The sequence below is a fragment of the Streptomyces sp. ICN903 genome (assembly GCF_022015835.1).
GTDB classification, from domain to species: Bacteria; Actinomycetota; Actinomycetes; order Streptomycetales; family Streptomycetaceae; genus Streptomyces; species Streptomyces fenghuangensis.
Genome location: NZ_JAKMAY010000042.1, coordinates 16,825 through 27,395, shown reverse-complemented (window position 1 = coordinate 27,395; position 10,571 = coordinate 16,825). Strand labels below are relative to the sequence as shown.

General features: G+C 73.1%; 10 protein-coding genes. All 10 read right to left on the bottom strand.

Annotation, left to right across the window (positions count from 1 at the left end; all coding sequences use genetic code 11):
* Positions 1-251: 251 nt before the first annotated feature.
* On the bottom strand, positions 252-695 hold the full coding sequence (gene aroQ, locus L7D48_RS06950) for a type II 3-dehydroquinate dehydratase (protein ID WP_237878066.1): 444 nt from the start codon (positions 693-695) through the stop codon (positions 252-254).
* Positions 696-703: 8 nt separating this feature from the next.
* Positions 704-1,798: a 3-dehydroquinate synthase gene (gene aroB / locus L7D48_RS06945; protein WP_237878064.1), complete on the bottom strand. Its 1,095-nt coding sequence runs from the start codon at positions 1,796-1,798 to the stop codon at positions 704-706.
* Positions 1,795-2,337 carry a shikimate kinase gene (locus L7D48_RS06940; protein WP_237878062.1) on the bottom strand — a complete coding sequence of 181 codons (543 nt, stop codon included), beginning with the start codon at positions 2,335-2,337 and terminating at the stop codon, positions 1,795-1,797. Before L7D48_RS06940 ends, aroB begins: the two co-directional genes overlap by 4 nt.
* Positions 2,334-3,518: a chorismate synthase gene (gene aroC / locus L7D48_RS06935; RefSeq protein ID WP_237878060.1), complete on the bottom strand. Its 1,185-nt coding sequence runs from the start codon at positions 3,516-3,518 to the stop codon at positions 2,334-2,336. The genes L7D48_RS06940 and aroC overlap by 4 nt, the downstream gene beginning before the upstream one ends.
* Before the next feature lie 158 nt (positions 3,519-3,676).
* Positions 3,677-4,522 (bottom strand): shikimate dehydrogenase, encoded by an 846-nt coding sequence (locus L7D48_RS06930; protein WP_237878058.1) that lies wholly within the window; start codon positions 4,520-4,522, stop codon positions 3,677-3,679.
* Positions 4,519-6,369, bottom strand: a complete 1,851-nt coding sequence (gene mltG, locus L7D48_RS06925; RefSeq protein ID WP_237878057.1) for an endolytic transglycosylase MltG — start codon at positions 6,367-6,369, stop codon at positions 4,519-4,521. The genes L7D48_RS06930 and mltG overlap by 4 nt, the downstream gene beginning before the upstream one ends.
* A gap of 127 nt (positions 6,370-6,496) precedes the next feature.
* Positions 6,497-6,964: a Holliday junction resolvase RuvX gene (ruvX, locus tag L7D48_RS06920; protein ID WP_237878055.1), complete on the bottom strand. Its 468-nt coding sequence runs from the start codon at positions 6,962-6,964 to the stop codon at positions 6,497-6,499.
* Positions 6,964-9,627: an alanine--tRNA ligase gene (gene alaS, locus L7D48_RS06915; protein WP_237878054.1), complete on the bottom strand. Its 2,664-nt coding sequence runs from the start codon at positions 9,625-9,627 to the stop codon at positions 6,964-6,966. The genes ruvX and alaS overlap by 1 nt, the downstream gene beginning before the upstream one ends.
* Positions 9,627-9,968, bottom strand: a complete 342-nt coding sequence (locus L7D48_RS06910) for a DUF6167 family protein (protein ID WP_237878052.1) — start codon at positions 9,966-9,968, stop codon at positions 9,627-9,629. Before L7D48_RS06910 ends, alaS begins: the two co-directional genes overlap by 1 nt.
* A gap of 7 nt (positions 9,969-9,975) precedes the next feature.
* Positions 9,976-10,413, bottom strand: coding sequence for a DUF948 domain-containing protein (locus L7D48_RS06905; protein ID WP_237878051.1), 438 nt, complete (start codon positions 10,411-10,413; stop codon positions 9,976-9,978).
* Positions 10,414-10,571 lie beyond the last annotated feature (158 nt).

Genomic DNA, 10,571 nt, shown 5'->3' with positions numbered 1-10,571 from the left:
GCGGCCCTGGGGTGAGCCCGAGGGCGGGACGGGCCGCTGCGTCCCGTACTGCTGCATCCGGTCCCAACTCCGTTTCCGTCCGGTGCGCCGGCCGGGCGCGGTGGGCCCGGCCGGACGTCACCTCGTGCGTCCGGCACCGAACGGTACCTTCCCCCGGTCGGTGCCGTGTCAACGGTCGGCGGTTCGAAGTGGTGCCCGCGGCCCGTGCCGCCCCGGCCGGAACGTCCCGCGGCGGCCCGTCCCGGTCCCCTTCAGCCCCGCGGCCGGTCGTCCGCCAGGGCGCGCAGGGCCAGCTCGTAGGAGCCGATGCCGAAGCCGGCGATGGTGCCGGAGGCCACGGCCGCCACGACCGAGGTGTGGCGGAACTCCTCGCGGGCGTGGGGGTTGGAGATGTGCACCTCGATCAGCGGAGCGGTGCGCTGGGCGGCGGCATCGCGCATCCCGTACGAGTAGTGGGTGAACGCGGCGGGGTTGAGGACGACCGGGAGGGACGCGTCGGCGGCCTCGTGGAGCCAGCGGATCATCTCGCCCTCGTCGTTGGTCTCACGGACCTCGACCTCCAGCCCCAGTTCCCTGCCCAGCCGCGTGCACCGCTCGACGAGCCCGGCATAGGAGGTGGAGCCGTAGACGTCGGGCTCGCGGGAGCCCAGACGGCCGAGGTTGGGCCCGTTGAGGACGAGGACCTTCCGGGGCACGGCGGCGCTCACGCGGCGATCTCCGCGTGGGCGGCGAGCAGCATCGCCGGGTCCGGCCCCTCCAGGACGGCGGGCCGGGCCAGACCGTCCAGGACGATGAAGCGCAGCCGGTCGCCGCGGGTCTTCTTGTCGACCTTCATCGTCTCCAGCAGCTTGGGCCACTGGTCGCCCCGGTAGGTGACGGGCAGCCCGACGGCGGTGAGGATCGCCCGGTGCCGGTCGGCGGTGGCGTCGTCCAGCCGGCCCGCGATGCGGCCCAGTTCGGCGGCGAAGACCATGCCGACGGCGACGGCCGCGCCGTGCCGCCAGTTGTAGCGCTCGTTCTTCTCGATGGCGTGGGCCAGGGTGTGGCCGTAGTTGAGGATCTCCCGCAGGCCCGACTCCTTCAGGTCGGAGGAGACCACCTCGGCCTTGACCCGGATGGAGCGCTCGATCAGCTCGGAGGTGTGCGGGCCCGCGGGGGTGCGGGCGGCCTCGGGGTCGGACTCGATCAGGTCCAGGATGACCGGGTCGGCGATGAAGCCCGCCTTGATGATCTCCGCCAGGCCGCTGACGTAGTCGTGCACCGGCAGCGACTCCAGCGCCGCCAGGTCGCACAGCACCCCGGCCGGCGGGTGGAAGGCGCCCACCAGGTTCTTGCCCTCGGCGGTGTTGATGCCGGTCTTTCCTCCGACGGCCGCGTCCACCATGCCCAGCACCGTGGTGGGCACCGCGATCCAGCGCACCCCGCGCAACCAGGTCGCCGCGACGAAGCCCGCCAGGTCGGTGGTCGCTCCCCCGCCGACGCCGACGACGACGTCGGTGCGGGTGAAGCCGGAGGTCCCCAGCGCCTTCCAGCAGTACGCGGCGACCTCGGCGGTCTTGGCCTCCTCGGCGTTGGGCACCTGGATGGCGACGGCCTCGTACCCCTGGCCCGCCAGGTCCTCGCGCAGCACCTCGCCGGTCTCGGTCAGCGCCTCGGGGTGGACAACGGCCACCCGGCGGGCTTCGGGGCCGATCAGCCCCGGCAGTTCGTCCAGGAGCCGCTGTCCGACGAGGACGTCGTAGGGCGCGGTGCCCGCTGTGCCGCCGACGGTGATGCGAGTGGGGGGTGTGGTGGTCATGTGTCCTTCAGCTCGAGTGCGTCCAGGACCGCCTGGGCGGTCTCCTCCGGGTCGCGGCCGGCGGTGTCGACGACCGCGCGGGCCACCTCGGTGTACAGCGGGCGGCGCTGCTCCATCAGCGTGCGCCACTGCTTGCGGGGGTTGACCGCCAGCAGGGGGCGCGGGGCGTCCAGTCCGACGCGTCTGACGGCGTCGGCCAGGGCCACGTCCAGGAAGACCACGGGGAGTCCGGCGAGCAGTTCGCGGGTGCCGGCGTCCATGACGGCGCCGCCGCCGAGCGAGACCACTCCGTCGTGCCCGGCCAGGGCCGCGCGTACCGCCTCCCGCTCCAGCTCGCGGAAGCGCGGCTCCCCGTCGTCGACGAAGATCTCGGGGATGGCCTTGCCCGCGGCGGCCTCGATGTCCGCGTCGGTGTCGCGCAGCGACACCCCCAGCCTGCGGGCCAGTACGGCGCCCACGGTGGTCTTGCCCGCGCCGGGCGGGCCCACCAGGACCACGGCCGGGCCGGCGCCGGCTTCCCGCGGCCCGGCGGTACTCACCGGATCTCCAGGTTGTCGAGGAAGCCGGTCACGTTGCGGCGGGTCTCGGCGACCGAGTCGCCGCCGAACTTCTCGGCGACCGCGTCGGCCAGCACCAGCGCGACCATCGCCTCGGCGACGATCCCGGCGGCCGGGACCGCGCACACGTCCGAGCGCTGGTGGTGGGCGCGGGTGGCCTCCCCGGTGGTCACGTCCACGGTGGCCAGCGCCCGCGGCACGGTGGCGATCGGCTTCATCGCCGCCCGCACCCGCAGCACCTCGCCGGTGGACAGCCCGCCCTCGGTACCGCCCGACCGCCCCGAGGAACGGCGCACCCCCTCCTCGGTCGGCACGATCTCGTCGTGCGCCTTCGAGCCGGGCACCCGGGCCAGCTCGAAACCATCGCCGACCTCCACGCCCTTGATGGCCTGGATGCCCATCAGCGCTCCGGCCAGCCGGGCGTCCAGCCGGCGGTCCCAGTGCACATGGCTGCCCAGCCCGACCGGCACCCCGTGGGCGACGACCTCGACGACGCCGCCGAGGGTGTCGCCGTCCTTGTGGGCGGCGTCGATCACCTCGACCATCGCCCGGCTCGCCTCCGGATCCAGGCAGCGCACCGGGTCGGCGTCCAGCCGTGCCACGTCCCCGGGCTCCGGCAGCGTGCCGGCCGGGGCCTCGGCGCCGCCCAGCGCCACGACGTGGGAGACGATCTCGATGCCGGCCGTCTGCCTCAGGTACGACCGGGCGACCGCGCCCAGTGCCACCCGGGCGGCCGTCTCCCGCGCCGAGGCCCGCTCCAGGATCGGCCGGGCGTCGCCCACGCCGTACTTCTGCATCCCGGCCAGGTCGGCGTGGCCGGGACGGGGGCGGGTCAGCGGCGCGTTGCGGGCCAGCTCGGCCAGCTCGGCCTCGTCGACGGGATCGGCCGCCATGACCTTCTCCCACTTGGGCCACTCGGTGTTGCCGATCATGATCGCGACCGGAGAGCCCAGGGTGAGCCCGTGCCGCACCCCGCCCAGGAAGGTGACCTCGTCCCGCTCGAACTTCATCCGCGCGCCGCGGCCGTAGCCCAGCCGCCGCCGCGCCAGCTCGTCCGCCACCATCTCCGTGGTGACCGGCACGCCGTAGGGCAGTCCCTCCAGCGTCGCCACCAGTGCGGGGCCGTGCGACTCCCCCGCGGTCAGCCAGCGCAACCTGCTCAACGGTGCTCCTCAGTAGTCCAGGCCCGTGCGTGCACCCGATCTTTTCACGATCGCACCGCGGGACAGGCCGTCCGTCCAGAAGACGGGACACCTGTCTCGTTCGCCGGGCCTGGTTTGCCGGGTCCGGCTACCGGTGACGGAACGGACTCACCCGGCCGTCAGGCCGTACGCGCCGCCAGCGCGGCCTCGCCCGCCGCGCGCATCGCGGCCAGCGGGGCCGGGGAGCGGCCGGTCATCATCTCGACCTGGAGGACCGCCTGGTGGACCAGGAGGTCCAGGCCGCCCAGGACCTGCCCGCCGCGCGCGGACCAGGCGGCGGCCAGCGGAGTCGGCCAGGGCTCGTAGAGGACGTCGAAGAGGGTGCCGGGACGCTCGGGCACGGCCGCCGCCAGGGCGTCGGTGGCGCCCGCGGGCGTGGTGGCGACCACCAGCGGCGCGGTCAGCGCCCGCGGCGCGTCCGTCCAGTCGGCGGTCGTCACCGCCACGCCCAGCCGCTCGCCCCAGCCGCGCATCTCCTCGGCCCGCTCCCGGCTGCGGACGTACGCGGTGACCTCTCCGGTGCAGATCCGGGCGAGCGCCGCGAGCGCGGAGGAGGCCGTGGCCCCGGCGCCCAGCACCGCGGCGTGCGGAACGCTGCCCACGCCGCGTTCGCGCAGCGCGGCGATCATGCCGGGGATGTCGGTGTTCTCGCCGAGGCGGCGGCCGTCCGCGGTGAAGACCACGGTGTTGACGGCCCCGACCGAGGCCGCGGTGTCGCCGATCCCGTCCAGCAGGGGGATGACGGCCCGCTTCAGCGGCATGGTCAGCGACAGCCCGGCCCACTCCCCGCCGTCCGCGGCGAGTTTCTCCAGGAACGGCGCGATGCCGTCCTCGTCCACCTCGAAGCGGTCGTACGACCAGCCGGTCAGGCCCATCTCCCGGTAGGCGGCCCGGTGGAGCACCGGGGAGAGGGAGTGTGCGATGGGCGACCCCAGGACCGCCGCGCGCCTTCCGGCCGGACTCACTGGCCCTCCCCGTTCTTCTCCTGCTCCGCGTTGTACCTATCCACGTGCCGGCTGTGCTCCTCGTAGGTGTCGGAGAACACCGTGTTGTCCTCGGTGATCGACACGAAGTAGTACCAGCCCCCCTCGGCCGGCTCCACCGCCGCGTGCAGCGCCTCGGCGCCCGGGCTGTTGATCGGGCCGGGCGGCAGACCCTTCTTGGCGTAGGTGTTGTAGGGGTGGTCGAACTTGGCCATGGCGCTGGGCGAGGGCACGTCCAGGGTGTACTGGTTCTTGGCGTAGTTGTAGGTGGAGTCGAACTGCAGATAGCCGTTGGTCTCGGTGTTGCCCGGCTTCAGCCGGTTGTAGACCACGCGGGAGACCTTCACGAAGTCGTGCTTGTACTTGCCCTCCGCCTGCACCAGGCTGGCGACGGTGAGCACCTGGAGCGGCGACTCCAGCCCGAGCCGCTCCACATGGCCTTCCAGGTCCGCCTTCTCGAACTCCCGGTCGGCCCGCTCCACCATCTTCCTGAGCAGGTCCTCGGGCTCGGTCTTGTCGCCCACCGTGTACTTGGCCGGGAAGAGGAAGCCCTCGGGGTTGCCCTCGGCCCACTCGGGCAGGCCGAGATCGGCCTTCTCGGCGGCCTTCTCGGTGCTGCCCTCCTCCAGGCCGAGTTTCTCGTCGATCAGCGCGTAGATCTCCGAGGCCCGCTTGCCCTCGGCGATGATCAGGGCGTTCTGGCTGGAGGGGTCGAGCATCATCTCGATGGCCGCCGCCGAGGACATCTCCTTGCGGAGCATGTAGACGCCCGGCTGGATGCTCTGCGCCTTGGGGTTGGCCTGGGACGCCTCGATGAACCCCTGCCGGCTCTTGACCACTCCGGCCTTCTCCAGGATGGTGCCCATCTGGGCCAGTGTGCTGCCCTCGGGGATCTCCACCTGGGTGTCGCCCTTGCCCTGACCGGAGAAGTCGGGCGCTGCGGCGAAGTGGCTCTGGTAGAAGTCGTAGGCGAAGTAGCCGGCCGTGCCGACGCCGCCGACCAGGACGAGGGCGACGGTCAGGCAGGCGACGCCGTTGCGGCCCTTCCGGCCGCCCTTGCCCCTGCCCCTGCGGCCGGACCGGCCGTCGTCCTCGTCGTCGTACTCGTCGTCGCCGTCGTCCGAGAAGAAGGCGTGCTCGCCCTGGTCCGGGCCGGGGTCCCAGCCGGTCTCCTCGTCGGGTCCGGGGCCGGGATCCGGCTCGTCACGGCGCCGTCCCCGCCGGGACGGCGGGGGCTGTTGCCCGTACTCCTCGTGCTGCCCGGGGTGTTCGGGCTGTCCGTGTTGCTCGGGGTGGTGCGAGTGGGCGTCCTGGGCTCCGGGGTGACCGGTGTGGTCGGCGTACTGCCCGCCGCCGTATGGGTCGCCCTGGTGCTGCTCCTGGTGCTGTCCGTACGGATCATCCTGCTGCTGGTGCTGTCCGTACGGATCACCCTGCTGCTGGTGCTGCTGACCGTAGGGATCGCCGTACTGCTGCTGGTGCTGCTGACCGTACGGATCGCCCTGCTGCTGACCCTGGTGCCGACCGTACGGGTCGCCGTGCTGCTGGTGCTGGTGGCCGTACGGGTCGCCGTACTGCTGCTGGTGACCGTACTGCTGCCCGCCGCCCTGGGTGTCCCAGTCCTGCTGCCCGTAGCCGGGCTGCTGGTGGCCCTGGTGCTGCTGGTGCTGGGGGGGGTACTGCTGCTGTCCGCCGTAGGTGTCCCAGTCGCCGTGCTGGGTTCCCTGCTGGGGTCCGTGGTGTGCTCCGCCGTTCCACCCCTGGTCCCCGTAGAGGGGGTCGTCGGGGTGCCACGGTTCGGAGCCGGTGCCCCGGCCATACTCAGTCATCGATCCCCTAGAGCCGTCGGACGGCAACCGGTTGCGGTACTCGCGGACGCCGCTGTCCGAACTGCCGTCTCCGGCGTACGGCTCGGTGTTCGAACGGCGCCGTCCGAAGCGGAACGTTACCGTACCGCTATCGGGCGGCCGCCTCGACGCACTCCCCCGGGGCCCGGCCGGACACCCGCTCGGTCTCCAGGGCACTCTGCAGGATGACCACGGCCGCGGCCTGGTCGATCCGGCCGCGCCCCTTCTTCGACGAGACTCCCGAGGCGCGCATGGACTGGGCCGCGGTGACGGTGCTCATCCGCTCGTCCACCAGGCGTACCGTCACCGGGGCGACGGCCTCGGCCAGCCCCTGGGCGAAGGCCCTCACCCGGGCCGCGGCCGGGCCCTCGCGCCCGTTGAGGGAGCGGGGGAGCCCGACCACGACCTCCAGCGGCTCGTACTCCGCGATGAGTTCGGCCAGCCGGCGGCGGGCGGCCGGGACGTCGCGCCCCGGCACGGTCTCCACCGGTGTGGCCAGGAGCCCGTCGGGGTCGCAGGAGGCGACCCCGATCCGGGCGTCCCCGACGTCGACGGCCAGCCGCCTGCCGCGCCGCATCAGGCGGCCGCCACCAGGCGCTCGACGGCGGCGACGGCCTCGTCGACGGCCTCGGGGTTCTGGCCGCCGCCCTGGGCGACGTCCGGCTTGCCGCCGCCTCCGCCGCCGAGGGCCTTGGCGGCGGCACGGACGAGGTCGCCGGCCTTCAGACCGCGGTCGCGGGCGGCGTCGTTGGCGGCGATGACGGTCAGCGGGCGGCCGTTCGCCACCGAGAACAGGGCCACCACGGCCGGGCGCCCGCCCTGGAGGCGGCCGCGCACGTCGAGGACGAGCTTGCGCAGGTCGTCGGCGGTCGTGCCGTCGGGGACCCGGGCGCCGACGAAGGCGGTCCCGTTGACGTCGCGGGCGGAGGAGGCGAGGCCCGCGGCGGCGGCCAGGACCTTCTCGGCGCGGAAGCGCTCGATCTCCTTCTCGGCGTCCTTGAGCTTGGCGAGCATCCCGGAGATCTTCTCCGGCAGCTCCTCGGGACGGCCCTTGAGCAGGTCGGTGAGCTGGGAGACCACCGTGTGCTCGCGGGCGAGGAAGTTGTAGGCGTCCACGCCGACCAGGGCCTCCACGCGGCGCACGCCGGAGCCGATGGAGGACTCGCCCAGCAGCTTCACCAGGCCGAGCTGGGCGGTGTTGTGCACATGGGTGCCGCCGCAGAGCTCCTTGGAGAAGTCGCCGATGGTCACCACGCGCACCCGGTCGCCGTACTTCTCGCCGAACTCGGCGATGGCGCCCTGCTTCCTGGCCTCCTCCATGCTCATCACCTCGGCCATGACGTCGAGTTCACGGGCGAGGACCTCGTTGATCTTCTGCTCGACGTCGGTGAGGACGGTGCCGGGCACGGCGGTCGGCGAGCCGAAGTCGAAGCGGAAGCGGCCCGGGGCGTTCTCGGAACCGGCCTGGGCGGCCGTCGGGCCGAGCGCGTCGCGCAGCGCCTGGTGGGTGAGGTGGGTGGCGCTGTGGGCGCGGGCGATGGCCCGGCGGCGCGTGACGTCGATGGCGGCGTACGCCGAGGCGCCGACGGTGACCTCGCCGACCTGGACGGTGCCCTTGTGCACGGTGACGCCGGGCACCGGCTGCTGGACGTCGCGGACTTCGATGACGGCGCCGGAGTCCAGGCGGATGCGGCCGGTGTCGGGCTGCTGCCCGCCGCCCTCGGCGTAGAACGGGGTGCGGTCGAGCACGACCTCCACGTCGTCGCCCTCGGAGGCGGCCGGCGCGGGCAGGCCGTTCACCAGCAGGCCGACGACGGAGGTCTCGCCCTCGGTGTCGGTGTAGCCGGTGAAGACGGTGGTCCCGGCGGTGTCGGCGACCTCGCGGTAGGAGCTGAGGTCGGCGTGGCCGGTCTTCTTGGCCATGGCGTCGGCCTTGGCGCGCTCCCGCTGCTCCTTCATCAGGCGGCGGAAGCCCTCCTCGTCCACGGACAGGCCCTGCTCGGCGGCCATCTCCAGGGTGAGGTCGATGGGGAAGCCCCAGGTGTCGTGGAGCAGGAAGGCCTTCTCGCCGGGCAGGACGGCCTTGCCCGCGGCCTTGGTCTCGGTGACGGCGGTGTCGAGGATGTTGGTGCCGGCCTTGAGGGTCTTGAGGAAGGCGGCCTCCTCGGCGAGCGCGACGGTCTCGATGCGCTGCCGGTCGGTGAGCAGCTCGGGGTACTGCTCGCCCATGGTGCGCAGCACGGTGTCGACCAGCTCGCCGACGACCGGCCGGTCGGCACCCAGCAGGCGCATGTTGCGGACGGCGCGGCGCATGATGCGGCGCAGCACGTAGCCGCGGCCCTCGTTGCCGGGGGTGACGCCGTCGCCGATGAGCATCACGGAGGTGCGCATGTGGTCGGCGACCACGCGCAGGGAGACGTCGGTGTCCTCGGCGGCGCCGTAGCGCACGCCGGTCAGCCCGCCGGCCGTGTCGATGACCGCGCGCAGGGTGTCGGTCTCGTACATGTTGTGCACGCCCTGCAGGATCATCGCCAGGCGCTCCAGGCCGAGCCCGGTGTCGATGTTCTTGCTGGGCAGGTCGCCGAGGATCGGGTAGTCCTTGCCCCGGCCCGGCCCGCGCTCGTACTGCATGAAGACCAGGTTCCAGATCTCCACGTAGCGCTCGTCGTTGACGGCCGGACCGCCCTCGGGGCCGAACTCCGGGCCGCGGTCGTAGTTGATCTCGGAGCAGGGGCCGCAGGGACCGGGCACGCCCATGTCCCAGTAGTTCTCCTCCTTGCCCAGGCGCTGGATCCGCTCGGCGGGGACGCCGACGACGTCGCGCCAGATGCGCTCGGCCTCGTCGTCCTCCTCGTAGACGGTGATCCACAGCTTCTCCGGCTCCAGGCCGTAGCCGCCCTCGTCCTGGGAGGTGGTGAGCAGCTCCCAGGCGAGCTTCGCGGCGCCCTCCTTGAAGTAGTCGCCGAAGGAGAAGTTGCCGCACATCTGGAAGAAGGTGCCGTGGCGGGTGGTCTTGCCGACCTCCTCGATGTCCGGGGTGCGCACGCACTTCTGCACGCTGACGGCGCGCTTGTACGGCGGGGTGGCCTCGCCCAGGAAGTACGGCTTGAAGGGCACCATTCCGGCGGGGACCAGCAGCAGCGTCGGGTCGTCCGCGATCAGCGACGCCGACGGCACGACGGTGTGCCCCCGCTCCTCGAAGAAGCGCAGCCAGCGGCGGCGGATTTCAGCCGACTCCATCAGTGGTCCTCATTCCGGTCGTACGGGTGGGTGGCTCCGAGGGCGGGGCGGTGCGGGGCCCGCCCGGCGATCCCCCGGCGTTCTTCCGCCTGGCCGGCGGCCCCGGGGTCGGCGGGGGCCGTCAGTCCCAGTGCGTCGTTCAACTCGATCTCCCGCTGTGCCATTCCGGCGCGGACGTCGAGCGCGAAGTCCTTCAGCCGGTGCCCGGCCGCCACGGCCTGGTCCGCCGCTCGTGCGGCGAGGCTGTCGGGCGCGAGGCTGCGCAGCTTGCGGTTGACCTTGGTGGTGGCCCAGACGCCGGTGGCGGCGCCGGCACCGAACCAGAAGGCACGGCGGAACACGGTGGGATCAGTCCTTTCCGTCGCGGCGCCGGCCGCTCCCCCGGCGCGCGGCCGGCACGGACCGGCCCACGACGACGGAACGCTTCGGCCGCGGCGGGTCGCTCCTGCGGCCGAGGGCGCGGCGCACTCCGTAGCCGAACGCGGCGACCTTCACCAGCGGGCCGCCGAAGGCGGTGGAGACGGTGGAGGAGAGCGCCGAGGCGTTGGCGGTGACCTCCTGGACGTCGGAGGCGATGGCGTCCACCCGGCTGAGCTGGCTCTGTGCCGAGCGGACGGTCTCGGACGCCTCGGTGAGGAGGGGGACCGCACGCTCGGTCACGTCCGTCACCAGTCTGGTCGCCGCCTTGAGCGTCTGTGCGAGCCTCACCAGCACCACGGCGAGGAACGACACCAGGATCGCCCAGAAGACGGCCACCAGGAGGCCGGCCACCTCTCCACCGGACACGCTGCACCGCTTCCCTCGGGTCGTATGGGGTCGGCCGCCGCGTCCTGCGGTTCGTGGGGGTACCTGCCCACCGATCTCACGGGTGCGACGGCGGATACCGACCTTATCGCGCCGCGGGCCGTCGCCCGTACCGCATTCCCTCCGGCCCGGCGGGCGGG

Coding starts and splice junctions, on each gene's coding strand:
- mltG (WP_237878057.1), bottom strand. CDS start 6,369: ATGACTGAGTATGGCCGGGGCACCGGCTCCGAACCGTGGCACCCCGAC.
- aroB (WP_237878064.1), bottom strand. CDS start 1,798: ATGACCACCACACCCCCCACTCGCATCACCGTCGGCGGCACAGCGGGC.
- ruvX (WP_237878055.1), bottom strand. CDS start 6,964: ATGCGGCGCGGCAGGCGGCTGGCCGTCGACGTCGGGGACGCCCGGATC.
- alaS (WP_237878054.1), bottom strand. CDS start 9,627: ATGGAGTCGGCTGAAATCCGCCGCCGCTGGCTGCGCTTCTTCGAGGAG.